Source organism: Paenibacillus zanthoxyli JH29 (assembly GCF_000520715.1).
Classification (GTDB): domain Bacteria; phylum Bacillota; class Bacilli; order Paenibacillales; family Paenibacillaceae; genus Paenibacillus_AQ; species Paenibacillus_AQ zanthoxyli.
Genome location: NZ_ASSD01000585.1, coordinates 1 through 19,484 on the forward strand (window position 1 = coordinate 1; position 19,484 = coordinate 19,484).

General features: G+C 51.9%; 21 protein-coding genes. All 21 read left to right on the forward strand.

Going from position 1 to position 19,484, the window contains the following annotated elements:
* Positions 1-242, forward strand: a 242-nt coding sequence (locus L691_RS29845; protein ID WP_036737828.1) for a DUF3310 domain-containing protein, incomplete at its 5' end; no start/stop codon positions are given.
* A gap of 19 nt (positions 243-261) precedes the next feature.
* The gene (locus tag L691_RS0122690) at positions 262-723 is read left to right on the forward strand and encodes a sigma factor-like helix-turn-helix DNA-binding protein (protein ID WP_025692586.1); all 462 of its coding nucleotides are present in this window, start codon (positions 262-264) and stop codon (positions 721-723) included.
* A gap of 111 nt (positions 724-834) precedes the next feature.
* A complete protein-coding gene (locus L691_RS0122695) occupies positions 835-1,365 on the forward strand; it encodes a hypothetical protein (protein ID WP_025692587.1) in 531 nt (176 codons plus the stop codon).
* The gene (gene terL / locus L691_RS0122700; protein WP_025692588.1) at positions 1,319-2,872 is read left to right on the forward strand and encodes a phage terminase large subunit; all 1,554 of its coding nucleotides are present in this window, start codon (positions 1,319-1,321) and stop codon (positions 2,870-2,872) included. The genes L691_RS0122695 and terL overlap by 47 nt, the downstream gene beginning before the upstream one ends.
* A gap of 189 nt (positions 2,873-3,061) precedes the next feature.
* Positions 3,062-3,310 carry a hypothetical protein gene (locus tag L691_RS0122705; protein ID WP_156934321.1) on the forward strand — a complete coding sequence of 83 codons (249 nt, stop codon included), beginning with the start codon at positions 3,062-3,064 and terminating at the stop codon, positions 3,308-3,310.
* Positions 3,307-5,379, forward strand: a complete 2,073-nt coding sequence (locus L691_RS0122710) for a portal protein (RefSeq protein ID WP_025692590.1) — start codon at positions 3,307-3,309, stop codon at positions 5,377-5,379. The genes L691_RS0122705 and L691_RS0122710 overlap by 4 nt, the downstream gene beginning before the upstream one ends.
* 4 nt (positions 5,380-5,383) lie before the next feature.
* Positions 5,384-5,635: a hypothetical protein gene (locus L691_RS0122715; RefSeq protein ID WP_025692591.1), complete on the forward strand. Its 252-nt coding sequence runs from the start codon at positions 5,384-5,386 to the stop codon at positions 5,633-5,635.
* A gap of 71 nt (positions 5,636-5,706) precedes the next feature.
* Positions 5,707-6,684, forward strand: a complete 978-nt coding sequence (locus tag L691_RS0122720) for a hypothetical protein (RefSeq protein ID WP_025692592.1) — start codon at positions 5,707-5,709, stop codon at positions 6,682-6,684.
* A gap of 13 nt (positions 6,685-6,697) precedes the next feature.
* A complete protein-coding gene (locus tag L691_RS0122725; RefSeq protein ID WP_025692593.1) occupies positions 6,698-7,117 on the forward strand; it encodes a hypothetical protein in 420 nt (139 codons plus the stop codon).
* A gap of 20 nt (positions 7,118-7,137) precedes the next feature.
* A complete protein-coding gene (locus tag L691_RS0122730) occupies positions 7,138-8,100 on the forward strand; it encodes a Mu-like prophage major head subunit gpT family protein (RefSeq protein WP_025692594.1) in 963 nt (320 codons plus the stop codon).
* 226 nt (positions 8,101-8,326) lie between these two features.
* The gene (locus L691_RS0122735) at positions 8,327-9,907 is read left to right on the forward strand and encodes an SGNH/GDSL hydrolase family protein (protein ID WP_025692595.1); all 1,581 of its coding nucleotides are present in this window, start codon (positions 8,327-8,329) and stop codon (positions 9,905-9,907) included.
* A 42-nt stretch (positions 9,908-9,949) separates the two neighbouring features.
* Positions 9,950-10,543: a phage adaptor protein gene (locus tag L691_RS0122740; RefSeq protein ID WP_025692596.1), complete on the forward strand. Its 594-nt coding sequence runs from the start codon at positions 9,950-9,952 to the stop codon at positions 10,541-10,543.
* 2 nt (positions 10,544-10,545) lie between these two features.
* Positions 10,546-12,576 carry a complement C1q domain-containing protein gene (locus tag L691_RS33105; RefSeq protein ID WP_025692597.1) on the forward strand — a complete coding sequence of 677 codons (2,031 nt, stop codon included), beginning with the start codon at positions 10,546-10,548 and terminating at the stop codon, positions 12,574-12,576.
* A 14-nt stretch (positions 12,577-12,590) separates the two neighbouring features.
* Positions 12,591-12,854 carry an XkdW family protein gene (locus L691_RS0122750; RefSeq protein WP_025692598.1) on the forward strand — a complete coding sequence of 88 codons (264 nt, stop codon included), beginning with the start codon at positions 12,591-12,593 and terminating at the stop codon, positions 12,852-12,854.
* Positions 12,855-12,959: 105 nt separating this feature from the next.
* Positions 12,960-13,526 (forward strand): phage adaptor protein, encoded by a 567-nt coding sequence (locus tag L691_RS0122760; RefSeq protein WP_232229256.1) that lies wholly within the window; start codon positions 12,960-12,962, stop codon positions 13,524-13,526.
* Positions 13,523-14,923, forward strand: coding sequence for a hypothetical protein (locus tag L691_RS0122765; protein WP_025692600.1), 1,401 nt, complete (start codon positions 13,523-13,525; stop codon positions 14,921-14,923). Before L691_RS0122760 ends, L691_RS0122765 begins: the two co-directional genes overlap by 4 nt.
* 14 nt (positions 14,924-14,937) lie before the next feature.
* Positions 14,938-15,750: a hypothetical protein gene (locus L691_RS0122770; RefSeq protein WP_025692601.1), complete on the forward strand. Its 813-nt coding sequence runs from the start codon at positions 14,938-14,940 to the stop codon at positions 15,748-15,750.
* Positions 15,751-15,821: 71 nt separating this feature from the next.
* Positions 15,822-16,319 carry a hypothetical protein gene (locus L691_RS30845; protein WP_025692602.1) on the forward strand — a complete coding sequence of 166 codons (498 nt, stop codon included), beginning with the start codon at positions 15,822-15,824 and terminating at the stop codon, positions 16,317-16,319.
* 316 nt (positions 16,320-16,635) lie between these two features.
* On the forward strand, positions 16,636-18,306 hold the full coding sequence (locus L691_RS0122785; protein WP_025692604.1) for a hypothetical protein: 1,671 nt from the start codon (positions 16,636-16,638) through the stop codon (positions 18,304-18,306).
* Positions 18,307-18,452: 146 nt separating this feature from the next.
* Positions 18,453-18,686 carry an aggregation-promoting factor C-terminal-like domain-containing protein gene (locus tag L691_RS34410; protein WP_408634789.1) on the forward strand — a complete coding sequence of 78 codons (234 nt, stop codon included), beginning with the start codon at positions 18,453-18,455 and terminating at the stop codon, positions 18,684-18,686.
* 15 nt (positions 18,687-18,701) lie between these two features.
* On the forward strand, positions 18,702-19,484 hold a 783-nt coding region (locus tag L691_RS29855; RefSeq protein ID WP_036737832.1), incomplete at its 3' end, for a hypothetical protein.

Below are 19,484 nucleotides of genomic sequence, written 5' to 3' on the forward strand. Positions count from 1 at the left end.
CCGACAAAGCCATTACGGCTACAATCGGCACAGACTCTGATCCGGTCAACCATCCGGCCCACTACACTGCCGGAGGCATCGAGACCATTGATTTTATTCGGGCGAAGCTTACCCCGGATGAGTTCTTGGGTTACTGCAAGGGTAACGTTCTCAAGTATGTTTCTCGGGCCAGCTTAAAAGGCCGTGACGAGGATCTTCGAAAAGCTGCGAAATATCTGGAATTTGTGGGTACTGGAGTATAGCTTGAAGGGAGCTGACATCATGGGGGTAACATGGATAGAGGAGCTAATCAAGCAATATTCCGCTGAGACACATACTCTGGAGTGCTACCGCGATTCGCTGGATACGTCCAATACGGCGGGCGCCGAGGAGGCCGACGTTGTTTCCGGCATGCTGGCCGATATGCGGTATGCGTTAACCTGGATGCGGCGCGGCAGACGGCCAGGCAGCCGCCGAGGGGCCGAGCGAACGGACGTATACCGGCAGCGGGAGCTGTTGATCAAGTTGGCAGGGGCTGAAATGAGCAACGAGGAGAAGTTGCAGATGGTTGATGCGCTGCTTCTCTTGTCGGATAGAGAGCGAACATGCTTTCTGCTTTATGTGGCTCAGGGCTTGCTATGTCAGGAGATTTCTGATAAGCTTGGCATAGCATCAAGTACGGTTTACATGTATGTCACACGGGCAAAGGACAAGCTACGAGCGCATATTTCATGGCTCTTGTAGTAATTCGTGTAGTAACTCATGCAGTGCTATAAGTCTGTCCATATACAGGAGTCGCTTTCGGGCGGCTCTTTTTTGCATTTACATTAACTTTGAGCGAAGGAGGCAGTCCGGATGGCTAAAGGCAAATATCACGATTGGCTCACGCCCGAAGGGCTGCTGAAGCTTGAAGGCTGGGCCCGCGATGGACTGACAGATGAGCAGATCGCGGCCAATATGGGCGTGAACGTCGCTACGCTGTACCGCTACAAGCAAGACTACTGCGAGATTCGCGAGTCCCTAAAAAAGGGCAAAGAGGTCGTCGATCGGCAGGTTGAGAATGCGCTGCTGAAGAGGGCGCTGGGGTACCGGTATGATGAGGTTACCAGGGAGCCTGGTACTGTCGAGGATGAAGAGACAGGCGAGCTGAAGCGTGCTATGGTCGAAACTAAGCGGGTGACGAAAGAAGTTCAGGGCGATGTCACCGCGCAGATATTCTGGCTCAAGAACCGCCGACCGGATCTCTGGCGGGATAAGCAGCTTGTCGAGCACTCGGGCAAAGTGGTTCAGGAGCAGGTACACAATCTGCGTAAATTGAGCGGAAAGGAGCTGGCCGACCTTGAGAGCATCATCACCAAAGCTTCAAGCGCTACCGACTCTGGATGAGGTTCGTGCAGCCCGGGCGCATAATGACTTCTCGTATTTCATGGACTTCGATAGCGAATTCCGAGACCGCGAGGGTAAGCACCTGGATGTGCTGGATGATGTGCTACAAAAAGTGTCTATCGGTGATCTCAAGCGGGTTATTGTTACAATGCCGCCCCGACACGGCAAGTCAGAACGGGTATCTAAAAAGTTCCCAGCCTGGCATGTCGGGCGAAACCCATCGGACGAAATTATCGTCGCTTCATACTCGATTGACCTGAGCCGAGGCTTTTCCCGTATTGCTCGCGACACCCTGAGCGCTCATTCCGAGGTATTCGACACCCGGATCGACCCTAACAATCAATCCGCCGAAGCATGGGGTATTGAAGGGTTCCGAGGTGGCGTCACGGCTGCAGGCGTAGGGGGAGCCATCACGGGTAAAGGCGCCCGGATTGCGATTATCGACGATCCAGTCAAGAATGCAGAGGAAGCCAATTCCTCTGTTATCCGGGACAAAATTTGGGACTGGTACACGTCGACGTTGTATACACGTCTTACACCCGACGGCCGGATCATCGTCGTCATGACCCGGTGGCATGAGGACGACCTGGTCGGCAGGCTGTTAAAGAAAGAGGCAGAGGAGATTAAGGAAGGCATCCACGAAGGGGAGCGCTGGACAGTGATCAACTTTCCAGCGTTGGCCGAGGAGGATGATTATCTAGGACGAAAACATGGAGAGCCGCTGTGGCCGGAATACGGATTTGACGAACGGCGGATGAAGCAGATAAAGGCAGACGTTGGTTCCTATGTGTTCGGTGCTTTATATCAGCAGCGGCCAAGTGCAGCTCAAGGATCTATCTTCAAGCGGGAGAACTTTCAGTATTACCGGGAAGAGGAGTTGCAGGGCGCGAAGTACTTTGTACTCAGCTCTGGAAAACGGTTCGAGAAGAAAGATTGCTGGTGCTTCCAGACAGTCGACACAGCAAACAGTGTCAAGACGATCAACGACTATTTTGTCGTGACCACGTTTTGGGTGACGCCAGCGCACGATATTCTGATCGACGATGTATACCGGACCCACATCGAAGGCCCGGAGCAGAAGAAGCTGCTGAAGGATTTGGAGTACCGACATCGGCCTCGCTTCCAGGCGATTGAAGACAAGACGTTCGGAACGAATCTGATTCAGGAGTGTAAGCGGGACGGAATGACGGTGCTGCCTGTAAAGGTGGACAAGGATAAGGTGACGCGCGCGCTGCCAATGTCTGCCCGATACGAGTCCGGTAAAGTATTCCACCGCTCCGGCGCTGGATGGCTGGAGGACTTTGAGCTGGAACTAATCTCCTTCCCGCGAGGAGCTCATGACGATCAGGTGGATACGGTCAGCATGGCTGGAGAGCTGGTTTATACGATCAGCACTAGCCAACAGGCTGCCTGGTCGGCACAGCCCGAGAGCATGCCCGGCAAACGGAGAAACTTCGAGGATGACGATGAGGATGACGATACGCCAAAGGCGCAAGGATTTTGGTAATTTCGTATACATCATTTATGCAAGATATGTGCACAAAAGACAATATTTGGTGAACATGTCCAAGCACTTAAATCCTTGGCACATAAGGATTTATTTGTTTTTGGCTGAAAAGTCTTTATGCATACGTTATGCATGATGCCATAAACCCGCGACGTTACTGGATTCTCATTTTCGACGTGTTTGGAAAATATGCAGTGTTTATGCATCGAAAGGGTGAAGAAAATGGAAATTGGTCTGATGGCGGTAGCCCTGGCGGCTATCGCCTTTTCGGCGTGGCGGATGAGGGAACAGGACAAGACCATAAGCGATCTACATGACCGCCTGATGGCCCGCAACTATGTGGAGTATGTCGCGCATCAGCCACGCTCTGACCGGCCTCCTGAAGCTCCGGAGCGCAAGCCTTTGAGTTGGTATGACGACGGAGGTGGTGATGCATGACGCTAATGACTGGGCTGATTGATAAAGCTAGCAAGTCTCTGCGTGGTGTATTTGACGATGACGCGGCCAAGCAAGCTGCGACTGATCCCAATACGCCTGAGCAGCAGGCGCTTTACGATGCGGTGATGTCGGACTTCAATGTGTTCAAAGCTGCCCGCGAACCGGTCGAGAAGCACTGGCAGGAGGAGCAGCGGTTTTATAAAGGCGATCACTGGTATGGCCTTCGCCCGGACAGCTCGTCTAAGTACAGGCCGAACGCCGTCGAGAATATCGCGTGGTCGCAGATAGAGGCCATTGTCGGCAAGCTATGCGGCTGGATGCCGTACCCTGAATTCGAAGGAGTAGAGGAGGGAGACAAGCAGCAGGAAGCTAGGCTCAACCTATTCATGCCGCAGGAACTCAGGCAGATCAAGTTCAAGGCCAAGCATGTTAGAGCCGTCCGGCGCATGATCATTCATGGCCCGCTCGTATACAAGACGATCTTCGATCCGACGGTCGAAGGTGGCAGGGGCCAGAACCGGTATCAAGGCAGGAACGACATTATTCCCGTGGACCTGGGGACATTTTATCCGGACCCGCGCATTAAGGATTTCTTGTATTTGCAGGACGGAGCAGCGCATATCATCAAGACGCCGCAGACAATGGAGTACTTTCGCAAGTGCTGGCCGGATCAGGGGGCAAAGGTCGAACCTGATAACGGCGGAGGCGATGAGGTATTCAGCAGCGATGAGCTGGACACAACCGTTCCTGAGCGTCGGCAGACGGCCGGACTCATTGAATACTGGTATCGTGGGCTTCCTAAACTGATCACGCCGGAAGATAACGACCTATTCACTGAGCAGGCGGCGGATAAATTGTCCAGAGGCATTGATCCCTCTGAAGATATTGCCAAGTCCGGGGGGCGCATGGAAGGCATACATTGCATTTACGTTACGACTTCAGGCGTCTTCCTGGAACACAAGGCGTATGTATACGACCACGGCCAATATCCGTTTCAGGCGCGGACGCTATTTCCGGACGAGGACAGCGTTTGGGGCAAGGGCTTCATGAGGGATATGGTGAAGCCGCAAATCATGAAGAACAAATATGCGGAAATCGCCATCGAGACGATGGCCCGCCAAGGCAACGGCGGAATCATATACGAGGAAGGCGCCATCACTAAGCCAACGACATGGCAAGAGCGCCGCAGCCAGCCGGGAGCTATGCTGCCCGTTGCTCAGGGTCGCATGAATGATGTGAAGGAGCTGCAGGGAATTAACATTCCGGGCAGCATTTTTTCGTTATTGAACTATTACGACGAGATGCTTCAGAAGATCCCGGGTCAGTTCGACAGCTCCAACGGCCAGGCCAATGCCAACGTGACCAGCGGCGAGCAGGCCAAAGCACTGATGTCTGCTGCCGGAACCCGGCTGAACACTGCGTCGGACACCATCCAGGAAGTGCTGGAGGAGGTATTTGCGCAGTACATCGAGCTGATCGCCCAGTTTTATAAGGATGAGCGTATCGCCCGCGTCACAGGACGTCAGGTGTCCATGAGCCGCGACGCAATCGTATCTTCGGTTGATACCACGTTCCAGACGGGCAATGAGGTCCCGGACCCGATGAGTGGGCAGCCGATTCCCGAGGAACTGCAAGTTCGAGAGGAGTACGTGCCGGAATTCGATATAACCGTTCACATCGGAACCGAAAAGCCACAGGAGCGTGAATACTGGATGCAGCTCGCGTTTAATCTGCTTAAGATCGTGGACCCGATCACGCAGCTGCCTATGATCGACGCAGAAGCGGTACGGTACGTCATCCAAAACGGCCGCATGGAGCCAATGGACGTGATTAAGGACCGCATCGAGCAGACGTCTCAACATGAGCAGCAGATGCAGCAGCAGCTCGCTCAAGCGCAGCAGGCCATGCAGCAAAATCAAGCACTCCAGCAGCAGGTCGCGCAGCTTCAAGGTCAGACGGACCAGCGGGCGCAAGAGCAGCAGCAATTCGACCGCGATATGCAGCAGCAGAAAATGAATTTGGAGGCGGCCAAGGTCGCCAGCAACATGATGCAATCAGGTAAGGGGTGATTGAGTGGCTAGAATTATCAGGTTCAAAACTCCGAAAGATAAGTTGATTGACGCTTTGGAGTACATTTTGGAGCAGGCTAAGGAAGGGAATCTAGTGAACTTCGCATTCGCTTCTCAGCTAACTGATGGGGCGGTTGCAACCAGTTATTTTAACTGCGATTTTTCGGACAAAAACGTCCTGGTCGGTCATATGCAAGCTGATATCATGTACGGCGTCGTCAAGGCAAATATCGATCAGTTAATCGAATATATCTGATAGGCCGGTGCTGAGACTGCATCGGCCTATTTATCTGCCGCCAGCCATAGCGGACAAGGGAGGATTTAATCATGACAGAAGGCCAAAACGCCAGCCATAGCGCAGAGGTTGAAGAGCAGCAGCAAGTTGATGTCAATGATGAGCAATCGGTCAAGGCTTACTATGCCGCCTTCGGTATTCAGCTTCCCGCTGAAGATCAGGATGACGAAGGCGACGATGACCAAGATGACAATAACGATCTGGACGAAGACCAAAAAGCTGATCCTGCCATAGATCGCCGCTCGGAAGAGTCTAAGGGCGTTACCGTCAAGCATAACGGACAGGACGTCACAGTCAACGAAGATGAAGTTCCAGAGTATCTGCAGATGGGACTCAACTATGGAAAAATAAAAGGTCGCGCCCAGCAGTATGAACAGGCCCTTGACCGCCTTGCACGCCAGCAAGGATACAAGGATCACGCCGATCTGCTTGCCAACCTGGACAAGATCGAGCAGCAACAAGTCCAGCGGCAGCGGGATCACTTCGACCAGTTGAAACAGCATCTGCGACAGGAAGCCGAGGAAGCAGGTCTGAACCCAGATGTGTTGGACCAGTACTTGGACAACCATCCGATTCTCCAGCAGGCGCGTGCCGTGCTTCAGCGGGATGAGCATGAGCAGCAGACCCGACAACAGGAAGCGGCACAGCAGGAGGCTACGCGAGGCTGGGAGGCGCTGTTTGCCAAATACCCTTCCTTGGCTGCAACGGTTAATCCTGACGGCTCCGGGGCCGACTGGCTGACGCCGGACATGCAGGCGAAACTTCAGCGCGGCTACGACCCAATTGACGCCTATGAGCTTGTGCATCGGGACAGTCTGGCCGCCCAAACCCGCAAGCAAGCCGAACAGGCTGCGCTGAAGCAGCAGCGGCTTAATAAGCGATCTCAGGTGACCGGTGCCGCTGCGGCCGACTCGGAGCCGGAGGTTCCGCAAGAATTGAAAGAGGCGTTCGGCATGTTTGGCCTGGACCCGAAGAGTGCCAAGAAGTATGCAAAAAACTACAAGCGATAGGAGGCGGTAGACGATGCCGCAAGGATTTAACTACATTTACAACGATTACGGCAAGGACCCGACGCGCATTACCTCGTTCCTCATGACCAATAGTGAGGCGGGAGCAGCCGGTGAGGCGATCAAAATTGTGTCTGGCAGGGTAACGAAGGCAGGACCAACCGACGCCGTCGCGGGCTTTCTGATAGCCAATGTGACGGCTGGAACAGACCAGCCGACTGAGTTTATCCTGGCACGGGAAGGCGATTGGTACGACGCGCCATACACGGGTACGCCAGCAGGAGGCTTTGTCTCCGGCGTTAATGCCGTTGTGTTGGCCGCAGACGGGTTGTCTATCAATGCGGCGACCGTGACCGGTGGCCCCGTTACCGTAATGGAGATCAATACAAACAAGAAAACTGCGCGGGTTAAGGTAAAGAACCGCCAGTTTTCCTAATAGAGAAGGGGGATTAACTCATGCAAACTGCACTTCGCTGGGACCCGCGTGTTCTAGAACCGATTTTTAAGGAGCTTTATTCGCTGGCGATGAAGAACAAGAAGGACTTCATCCCGCTGCTTTACAACGTGACTGATTCCAATAAGGCTATCGAGTCCTATGACGGTATCGGTGGTGAAGGTCTGATGGAGGAATGGAACCGGTCGAATAACCAAGTAGCCTATGAGGACATCGACGAATTGTGGCAGAAGATCATCAAGAATCGGAAGTTCTCGCTTGGCCGGATCATCGACCGCGATTTCATTGATGATTTGAAGCTGACTGAGATTCGTCGCCGGATCTCCTCTTTGGCCGATGCCGTATATAAAACTCGTCAACTCCAGGCTGTGGAATTCCTGGTCAACGCGTTCGGCACAACCGGAGTCAACTGGAAGGGAAGAACAGACAACTATGCCGGACCTGACGGGAAGGCACTCTGCGCAACGGATCATCCATACAGCCCGACCAACAGCGCTGATGTACAGTCCAACAAGGGCATTCTGCCGCTGACTATCGACAACTGGGATGCGACAGCCGTCGCTATGCAGGAGTGGGTCGATGACAAAGGTAACCCGCTGGCTGTTGTACCGGACACTCTGATCGTCGCGCCTTATAATGCACGTGCTGCTTTCAAGATTGCTGGTTTGCCGGACGCTGACCTTCCGAAGTATGAACCGGGCAGCAATCATTTCGATGCGAACATGTATATGGGTAACATCAAGGTTATCGTTAACCCGTTCATCGCTCCGTCCGCACGTCGCAACTGGTGGGCCGCTGACTCTTCCAGATTGAAGGATCTGAACCAATGGCAGGAACGGCGCAAGGTCGACAACGGAACGATGACCGACTTTGACACCGAAGCGAGCAAGTTCAAAGCTATTGGCCGGTGGGCTTACGGCTTCCTGAACTACTCCTTCATCTACGGTCATGAAGTGGCAGAATAATCGAGCAGCGGGGGCTTAACGGCTCCCGCTTTGCTTTTTGGAGGAATGTGTATGCCTTACCCATATCGGGACGAATTGGACGCTCTGAACGCGATCTATCAGCATTTGACTCAAAGACCGAAAAGAGAAAGCCGTGTCAGCAGTGGGTCCATTGGGTTCAGCCGACGCCTGCGCCCAAGATCGGCTACACAAGTGATCCCAACCAAAACAAGAGGAGGCGGTAAACGTGCCATTGCCAAAGACCAGAATACCTGATTATTACCAAGTAATCCCGGCTGCTAATGCTCCGGAATTACCACATGGCCGATATCAGAATTATGTGGTATTCCTGGATGACAATGGAGATCCGATTGACCTTGTAGGCGGATCGTCCGCTTCAGCCTCGTTGCAGTCCCTTCAATCCCAATACTACGGAGAGTTTTACAAAGCGCTGCGCAACGGCGGTAAGGTAACAATTAAGTGCCGGGGCGACAGTCTCACATACGGGCAGGACACGGTGAGCGCGAACAAGCGGGCGGGCATTGGGGATACCATGTCAAACGGCGACGTTCGCACAACACAGCGAGCGGCCATCACCTATCCTGAGTCTTTGCAGACGGCGATGGATGAGGTTTATGGCACAGGCAAAGTAACTGTTAAAAATGAAGGTTTTAGTGGCGATAATGTAGATCTAAACTATCTACACTTTGCGACGAACAGTAAAACTACTAATGTGCCGTGTATGACGCTTATTATGCTGGGTATCAATGACGCAGTAGGCACCTGGAATACCTGGTATGACCGCATTGACCTGTTTATTGCCGGTTATGAGAAGATTATCACACGTGAGTTGAATTGGGGATGCGGGGTTATCATGCTGACGCCGCCAAAGGTCCGCGATCAATCTACCGTGATTGACGGATTCGCCAATGCGCTATCAGCCTTGGCCGCGAAATATGGTATTCCACTCGTCGATGCCGAGGAGTTTCTGGCCAACCATGGTGTTGATTACTTCTCCGACGGATGGCATATGAACGGTAAAGGGTACGAAATCTTCGGTAAGAAAGTAGCCGCTATGTTTATAGGTGAAGGCGGTCCTGCAAAACCATTTGTTGTAACAAATGGTTCTCGGGTACTTACACGACCAACGCTTGATAACGTTTTCTACAAGGGTGCAGTATTTGGTAGTAACCAGTATTCCTATACTCCTGCTGAAAAGGTTGCTGATCAAGGTATTCAAGCACAAATGACAACGAACGGTGCGGTTATCTACTATTCGTTCTACACAGAGACAGACGACACCGTGATTTATCCGGTAGGTTATCTCGGATGTGATTCGGTTCAGGCAGGTAACTTGTCCAAGCTAGACTTTACGCTCGACTTTGGAGTACAACAGCCGGACTATAGTATGGACGACATCACGGGCATTACGTCGAACTACTTTACGACTAAACCCCCGTCAACTGTACCGATTGCCCTTCTGGCTGGTGAAACTTTCTTCCAATTCGGCTTGACTAAGGCGACCGTGGCAGCAAATAGGCACGGGTCTATCCACATTGCCCGTAAGGGGTGGCATGTGTTAGCCGTTAAGTTCGACAAGATTAACACAACCAGTTATGGCGGTCTTATGGGCTTTGAGGCCGTTAACTACCGACTGTCACAGCTAATTGTCCCGTTCGTAAAAGATGGTCTCCAGCAGGCGTCCTATGGTACCGCACGTCCGACCACTCCGGCGGCTGGGTATTGCCATTATGACGCAACCTTAAACAAACCGATTTGGTGGACTGGTTCGCAATGGAAAGATGCAACAGGTACTGTCGTCACATAATTTCACAGAGAGGTTTCGAATCTGGAAAAGGAGTGATTCTTCATGCTGGTCAGCGAAGTCGTGGAGGAAATCGCGGAAAAGTCACCTAACTATCTGTCTCCGCAGTCAATCCTTCGGAAGATCACTTCTGTTAGGGATCGGTTGTTTCGTGCATATACAGGAGCACAGCGGCAATCGGATACAGTATGTACGGCCATTGACCTTTATACAGGTGTGCCGGAGTATCCGCTACCATGTCCGCCCGGAAACGTTGTGGACGTTGATTTTCGCCGCGCTCCCGGGACAGACCATGAGTATTTGCGGATTCCACTCCGTCAATTCAATGAGCGGTCCATTCGCCCTTATTACTACTTCCAAGCGGGGCGGATCGGGATTGTTCCCGCGCCAGATGAGGATATTGCTTATGGGCTTAAAGTCTTTCATGTTCCGGTTGTGTATCCTCTCACACTGCTGGACATGGGCAATCCAACCGGTTTTGACCCGGACTATGACATGCTGCTGGTATTCGGAGTACTACGTGAGATCACATCAGGTATTGAAGCGCAGGAGTTTGACGCTAAGTATCAGCAGCTTCTGGCGGAGTACACAGCAGCGAACAGCGGATATGAACGCTATGCAGTAAAAGAAAGGTGGTAGCTATGAGCGACCGTTATCCATGGCGGAACACCAGCGAGGATATCGCCGGATCGTCGCCGCCTCAATACGAAACACCAGCAGGCGCGCAGGAGAAAGCAGATGCTGTCTTAGCTGCGGCAAAGCAATATACCGATGAGCAAAATGTAGAATTCAACGATCATATAGCAAATGCCGACATTCACGTTACCCCAGCCGACAAAACCAATTGGAACAGCAAAGCGGCTGGAGATCATACTCACCCGGTGGCAACGCCCTCGTCAGCAGGCTTTGAGAGCGCAGCGGATAAAACAAAGCTGGATGGGATCGCCGCCGGAGCAGGTACAGCCGATTCCGCTACAGATACCGTAATCGGTAACCGGACAGCAACCGACTCCGTGACACCCGGACTCACCGGGACACTGACAGCTCTGCTGTCCGGCCTGTTCACGCTTATCAAAGGGATTACAGGTAAGTCCAGTGCGCTGACAGCACCAGCTACAACGCTGGAAGCGGCCAAAGCTCATATGGACAACACAGACGTCCATACGTCGGCTTCCGAACATGCCAAGCTGGCGGGAATAGAGGCGGGAGCCCAGGTCAATCAGCCTGCCTTCGCGACAGTCAACGATGTTGTTGCCGCAGTTCCGGAAGATGCTATGACCATCGAGGGCGGTACGGGGATCACTGTTACATCGAATCCAGCAATCAAAAAGCTCATCGTCACCGCGACCGGTACGGCGACGCCTGGCGCTCATGCCAGCAGCCATATCACCGGCGGCAGTGACGTTATCCCCGATGCGGTAGCCGGCGGCGCCAGTGGGCTAATGAGCGGGGCAGATAAGACCAAAGTGGACGGAGCGATTCAATTTATAGAGAAGGGCGCTGCGAACGGTGTGGCCGCGCTTGACGCCTCCACAAAGCTCCCTGCCGGTCAGTTACCGGTTAGCGCTGTACAAGCGACAACAGCGGATATTACTTATTATGTGCGAACGGATGGTAATGACAGTAATAACGGACTTAGTAATACGGCAGGCGGGGCGTTTAAGACTATTCAGAAGGCGGTCAAGAGTGTGCCGAAACACGCAGACCATGCCGTCGTTATTAACGTCGCAGCTGGCACTTATGCTGAAGATGTTCTAATCGCAGATTACAACGGATCGACCGAAATCTATATATACGGAGGCGCATCATTGGCGGATGCAGCGAATTTTATCGTAAACAGCTTTTATGTGTATGGTTGCGTCAACCAAATATTCATTCGCGGCTTCACTGCGGTAACAACATCAAGGCAAGCGTTTAAGTTCACAAATTCAAACTTTTGTCAGCTTGTCTTTTGCAGAAGTGTCGTAACGCAGACGCCGACGCAGACGGGAGTGGAGGCAAGTAACGGAACGTCTGTGAGGGTGGCAGGGTGCGAATTTTCCAACAAAGGCGCAGCGCTTCACGCCACACAAGGATCAACCATTATATCCGCCAGTAACAGCGGCACGGGAAATGTTTACGGCATATTTGCAACCGAAGGCGGGAAGGTGACGAAAGAAGGGGTGCAGACAGCGGGAACCGAAATGGAACACGCGTACAACCGGGGCATTATCACAAGCGGTGTTATGAACCCGTGGGGGGATAATACCGCTAGCTCCCGGCCTTTTGTTTCTGCCAGTCATACTGCGCAGCAAACAATAAGTTCGGCCAACTCTTGGCTAAGAGTTATTTGTGGCGCCGAATCGAATGACAATTTAGGCAACTATGACCCATCAACAGGACTATTCAACTGCCCAACATCGGGGATGTATCTAGTTATTGCGGCTGTTGAAGTAACAAACGCAGTTGCAGGGGACGAACTCAAGCTTGCTGTGGGTTCGGATGCTGCCGTTTTGCTTAATGTCGACCATCAAAGGCCAGGATCATCAGGTTACCAACAATTGACTGGCTCTGCCATAATTGTAGCTGCTGCAAATGCTAAACTAGCCATGTGGGTGACATCGAGTCGGAGCGGAACAACAACAAACCCGGACGGATATTACACGTATATGCAAGTTATAAAGATTGCTTAAAAGGAGGATGAAACGTGGACCTATACCTTGCGATAAAACACATCTTTCCATCTGCCCGGGTGGATAAAGATTTTGCGCTACTTGATAAATCAGATGGTAAAGGCCCATACATCGCCGTCTGGAACCTGGAAGCCCCGCAGCCAACCGAAGAGGAACTGCTGGCTGCCTGGGAAGCGTACCAACTGGAGGATCATCCTCAGCCTAAAAATCAGGCCGAAGAAATCGCCGAACTAAAGCAATTGGTGGCCGACCTTGCCAGCTTGCAATTGGGGGTGTAGTAGATGGATGAGCGCAAACTAAGGCTATACAAGTTTCTGCTTGAACTGGGCCGAATAACCGTCGAAGATATCCCTGACCCATATAAATCAGCCATAGCAGAGTAGGTGATAAACTTGAACATCGCTTCTATTCTTGGGGAGGCTTCGATTCTTGTCCCTCACGATGTTACCGTAGTTGACCAGTTAGCGGCACTAACTGAAATCAACCGAGACTTTTTCAATGTTGTGAAAATTCCGAAGCAAGCGAGATTTTCCACAGTAGCTTCACAAAACGAATATACGCTTGCCAGTGACATTCGGCAGAAGAATATCGACCTGGTTATGGTTGGCATGTTCCGGTACAGGAGCCTTGACAGTGAAGCGGTGACGCCGTTTCAGAATGCCTATACATTTGATGACATAGAGCACAAGCTTACGCTGTGGCCTGCACCGTATGACACACTGGAAGGCTTCTTGCGTTATCACCGAATCGGGACAAGCAACTTCACGTCGGATAATCTTGGCGCTGTCCCCGACGCACCGGAAGAATATCACTGGTCCTATGTACTGGCGTTGGCTGCTTATCTGGCAAACACGCAGGACGACGCGATCAAGGCAGCCAACTATGAAGCGCAATATAAAGCGATGTGGAACGTGGCCGCGCAGAACTATTCTGGGGCGGTGAGTACATGAGGCCAATTCAATACGGCCAGCCGCAGGCCGAGCATTTATCCGGCATTCAGGCGCCGATTCCAATCCGCGAGTTTCGTGGGCTGAGTACGTTTGACCCATTGTCGCTTTCAGAGAGCTTTTTTACGGATATGAGCAATATGGACAGTACCGACTTCCCAGCGCTTGTTACCCGTCCAGGTTATTCGGTCATAGGCGGCGTTGGAAGCCGTGTACTCGGCATGGGCGTATGGCAGGACCGGGAACTACACGTTATTTTTAATGACGGAACCTGGAGACGCTGGAACGGATCAACTTGGGATGTACTCGTAGGCGGTTTGAACCCTTCGGCAGAGTGGTCCTTTACCAACTTCGACGGTAAGCTAGGAACGGTCAATCTAATCGGCTGCAACGGAGTGGACGCCATGCGCCGATACGACGGCGGTAGCGTGCAGGAGTTGTCCGGCGCTCCTTCCAACGGGAAGTACATCACAACCTATCAAAATCGGCTTTGGTGCGCAGTAGGTACGGAATTGTGGTCCTGTGCGCTTGATAACCCTACATCTTGGAATGATTTCGACGGTAACGCGAATGACTCGTACCGGAAGTCGATGGAGTCAAACAAGGGCGAACAAATCAACATGCTAACTGGTTCTCTGACTCGGCTGACTATCGGTATGCCGGGGAGCATGCACGAGTTGTATGGTACGATGCCTTCCAACTTCAATACGCGCCAGATCACTGAAGAGGTGGGCACGGTCAACTATAAAGCCATAGCTACACTGGACGGCTTCCTGCGGATCATGCACGGAACCGGCATCTATGATTATGGTGGAGGAACACTGCCGGATAAGACTTTTTCGGAAGTCATTGGAAAGCTACTGGTCGGGGGGATTACTTCGGAGAGTGTAGCCGGGTCTGACGGACGCAGGCTGTTATTCAATCTCCCGCCAGATAGGTTGCTGGTCTACGATCCACGCAGCAGCGTGCAAGCCTGGAGCCTATGGCGCGGGATAACAGCTGCGCAGTTTTCGGTTATGGGGGGTAGGCTGTACATCGGAGACGCTTCCGGGCGAGTGCTTCGTTTGGAAGGAACGACCGACGGCGGGGCAGCCATTGACTGGTCAGTCACTACTAAGCCGTTTAATAATGGAAGCCTGGCGCAGAGGCAGCGCTGGTACAAGCTATGGCTGGCCGTGGAACTGTCCGGAAGCCTGAATGTGTATTTGTCGCCTTCCATCACCGGAGAGGACTGGACGCTCGTACAGACGGTCTCCGGCAGTGGCCCGCAAGTACGCCGTGTCATCATACCAGTATCCAGCTTCACGCGCGAAAATTGGATAAGGATGAAGATAAGCGGAAGCGGCTGGGTGAAGATACATGAAATAACCAGACAGGTTCGGCAACTGTCGATTAGATAGGAGGGGGATGGAGTATGCCACTTTGGGGTGATGCTCCGCGAATCGCTGCGCCGCAGAATACGCAGGATATTGCTCAGGTGCTGGCCTATGTGAAGAACTTGGCGAACACTGTCGCGCTCATGGCGAAGGACCTGGAGTTCATCGTCAATGGTAATTTGGATGTGAATAATATCAGCGCCAACAGTATCACGGCTGAAAAGATTGTTGCTGGATCTGTGACGGCGGAGAAGATTCAAGCGGGTGCGGTCACAGCGGATAAAATTCAAGCTGGAGCAGTGACTGCCAATAAAATTGACGTAGACGAGTTGTCCGCAATCAGCGCTAATCTGGGGACGATTACGGCGGGGTTGATCCAGTCCATACAGATATTTGGTTCGTACATTGCGACACGGAATGGAGGGTATCCTCGCGCAGAGATGAATAATACAGAGGATTTACTAGCTACGTACTTTGATCTGAATAATTACATCAAGTATGTGTCTAATTACGCTGGTGCTCCTGCTATCGAGTTTGTTGCTGGAGGGGCTCTCAGAGGCCGAATAGACACAATATTTGGTAATTTAGAGATATACGGTCCAAATGGAATTGACTTTGCGAGTGGAGGGCGAACTATATTTGATAATTGGGATCAGATATACAACTTGTCAGATAATAGAACTCTCTTACAAGAGTTAACCGAGATATGGGACCGTCTTGAAAATCTCGAAAACGACATGGCCCTTAAATCGAACATTGGTCATACACATACCGTTACTACACCTGATCACAATCACGGAAACCCAGCCAACGCCACAAGCGGAGGTGGAACCTTCCCTACTTCTCCATAAAACTATTGAAATTTCTTGCTGCTTCCGACGATAATAAAGGATAGAAACTTTTACCAAGGGGGAGAACGGTGATGAAAAAGTTTGTGTCCGGAATTATCGTTGGCGCGCTGTTGTTCGGCGGGGTGTCAGCTTTTGCTGAGGATATCAAAAGTCTAGTCGGGCTGAAAGTACAAGCTGAAACAACAGTATCTGTAGACGGTCAAACGCTGACCGGAATCATAGTTGACGGAAAAACATATGCGTCCGTGCGCGCAATCGGTGAATCGGTCGGGTACACGGTAACTATCGATGGAAAGAAAGTTAATTTGAAAGTTGGTGATTCTGTGCTGACGACAAACTCATTCAGAGGTTATACGAAGGAGCAGCTCCAGAAAGAGCTTGATACAACAAAAAGCCTGCTGTCATCATATAACGAAGCGCTAGGTAGCATTAAATCGTCAATTGACTCCGGTAAATATGACGGTGAAGAACTCCAATATCTCAATGATAAATATAAACAGTTGACCGATAGAATTACCAAAGCGGAGCAGAGTATTCAAGACATACAAGCGAAACTTGCAGAATTATAAGGAAAATAATGGCGTATTATATCGGAAAATACTTGATTACAATTGCAGCCTTATTGGCACTCTACATCGTGTTGAATGATCGGTTTTCAGACTGGCGAGAGGAAGAACTAAGCCGATTACCATCGGATTACAAGGTAGCCCTAACGGTCAGTGTCTTGATATTCTTTGCTGCCCCGTATTTCTTCTTAGGTGCTCCGGGCGGAATAATCACCATCGTAATTTTTGGTCGAGAGATATATAAAAGCTGGAAGAGATAGTAATTCAGAGTCTACCGTTTGGTAGACTCTTTTTCATGCTTGGAAAGGAGGCTGACATTATGGCTACAACAACACCTAACCCGTACGCAACCGGTATCCGCGACGCTTTGAATAAGAGAGGAATCGGGAACGGCCGCGTTGGCTATTCAAACGGCTATGTCACTGTGGATGGGAATAATTTCATGAAAGCCGACTACAACAACAAAGGGACCACTTACACGTCGCAGGGGAACTTTGATAAGGCTTATGCATCGCTGCCTCAACCTAAGCAAGCCCAAATCAGTCCAATGGCTCAAGCTGCGGCTAATGTAAACCAAGCGGTCTACACGCCTCCACAGAGCCGGGTTAATCAAACGTTGGACACGCTGGGCCAAACCATCAACAAGAATGCCGGTTTCCAATTCACGGCTCCGGCAACTCCGTTTACGTATGATGCAGCCAGTGATCCGGCTTATCAGGCTGCGCTGGCGAATGCAAAGTCCAGCATCGCTGATCAGCAGATTGACACGAACGCACAACTGAGGGCTGGAGGACAAGGAAAGTCTTCCTACAGCGAAACCGTTGCTAATCAGATCGCGGACAAAGAAATGTCCAATCTGGCGAACACGCTGGTGCCGCAGCTCATGCAGCAGGCTTACCAGCGCTACACGGACGATGCTAACCGTAATCTCCAGGTGCAGCAGCTCAATTACGGCGTAGGTCAGGACGCAGCAAGCAACTTGTCCAATCTGTACGGCCTTCAATATAACCAGGACTACACCACGCCCATGAATGAGGCGCAGTTGACCGGCAATTATCTTCCTCCGGAAGCGAAGCAGGCGATCCAGAATATTCTGGCGTACAAGCAGCAGGCAGAGGCAAAGGGCGTAACGGCAGATCAACGTTCGCAGATTAGTGCCCAGGCAGACCAGCAGCGGGCTATTCTGCAATCTCTCGGCATTGATCCTTCCTTCTATGCAGCGACACGGACAGCGAATCAGGCCAGTCAGAACAATCCGGCGATACGGACACTGGCCGGTCAAGCACAAGACTTGCAGGCTAAACAGGCGAACCTTAGTGCTGCGGCGACGGTTGCTGACATCACAGGCCGCGCGGTTACGCCTCAATCGGATTGGCAGGGGCTGTTCCGCCAAGCAGCGAATTCAAACGCTCCGCTTACGGCGGCACAGCAAGCCCAGCAGTTCAACCAAGGCATGGCTACCAGACAGCAGAATTTCTCAGAAGGTCAGCAAACTTGGCAAAACCACTTCCAGACGGAGCAATTTGCTTACCAGCAGGCGAGGGATTCTATCAGCGATGCGCAGTGGAAGGCTAAGTTTGATGAGGATGTGCGGCAGTACGGCCTTAATTACGGATTGCAGCAACTTCAGCAGCAGAATGACCAAGCTTACCGTGAAGCTACTCTCGGCATTCAACAAGATGAGAACGCCAGAGCGTGGCTGCAATACGGGGATAGTCAGCAGCCGACAGCATCGAAGTATAACGGCATGACGGCGAATCAGATTTATGATGCGGTACGCAGTTCCTTCACGACTACTGATGCAGACGGGAATAAGACGTTCCCGACAGATTCCAAATCAAAGGAAGCAATGTATCAGCAGGTTATGGGCGCTGGTTTGCCAGACGGGCAGGATAAACAGGTCTTGTCGTTGCTCGGACTAACTGCGGATGAAATTGATGCTCTGGATAAGAAGCATGAAGTTGGCAAGTACGCTCCGGCGGGAAACTGAGCAGCCCCGGTGACGCCGGGGCGTACACCAACTATTACAAAGCCGCCAAAGATGCGAAAGCCAATCCGAAAAACTACACTGTCGCATCAGCAGCTATTGCCAGCGCGCTTCAAGATGGAGGCTATCCGAGCTCTTGGCAAAAACCGCTGGAGGAATTGGTAGCCCGAGAAAGCAGCTTTAACCCGAACTCGAAGAATGCAAAATCTTCGGCTGCAGGGTTATTTCAATTTTTGGACGGAACCAGAAAAAACTACGGCGGTAGTAAAGTAAATTGGTCTGATCCTTATCAGCAATCTGTGTATGGCATTAAATACGTCGTAGGTCGGTATGGCGACCCGTACAAGGCTCTGCAGTTCTGGGATAAAAATAAGTGGTACTGAGTGAGGTGAAGTAATATGGCATCGCGGTATGATCAGTTTGTCGCTGGCCAGCGTAAGCGTGCCGAGGGAATCAAGAAATCGACCATGGACGGTACGCTGCAAAGCCAGCGGCACAGCAAGTCCATTACCAGTCGTTCTGATGCTTTCCGTGCAAATTCTGTCCGTAAATCAGAGGAAGATAGAGTAAAGTCATCCGCTCTTCTGACTGATACACTGGCGGGCGTAGGCATTGGACAACCGGCACCGCTTGATATGAGCGCAAACGCGCCTGCGCCAGTCAAACGACAGCCAGCAACTCTACAAAACACGCTGCCTGCTCCGTCTTTATTGCAGCAGGGTAATCCAATCCAGCAGAAGACCAGCAATCTGCAAAGAGCGTTAGCCGGAAAGCTCCCCGCTTCATCGGCGGTCATACCAAGTGGCGGCGGGCCAGCTAATGCGTCTCAAATTCCCGGCGTATCGCAATACCGGATGACGCAGCAGGAGATCGATAACAGCGGCGCTCCGGCAGCGGTCAAGGCATTTGCAACCAGTATGAACTATCTAACCCGTGGGAATCCAATTGGCAACTTTGTGTCCAATTCATTCTCTGGTAACAGCGGAGTGACTCATAGGGACACTACCGGAAATAGGGTGCTTGATCGTGCGGCCGACGCCATTAATAATTTCGTTACTCCGCTGCTGACGCCAACTGGCGCACCTATTGGTATGGGGCCTAATATGGGGACATATCAGGCAGCAGAGCAAGCCCTGGCAGGACGAGCCGGTCAAGGAGCTGTCCAGCGGATCCCCGGCACG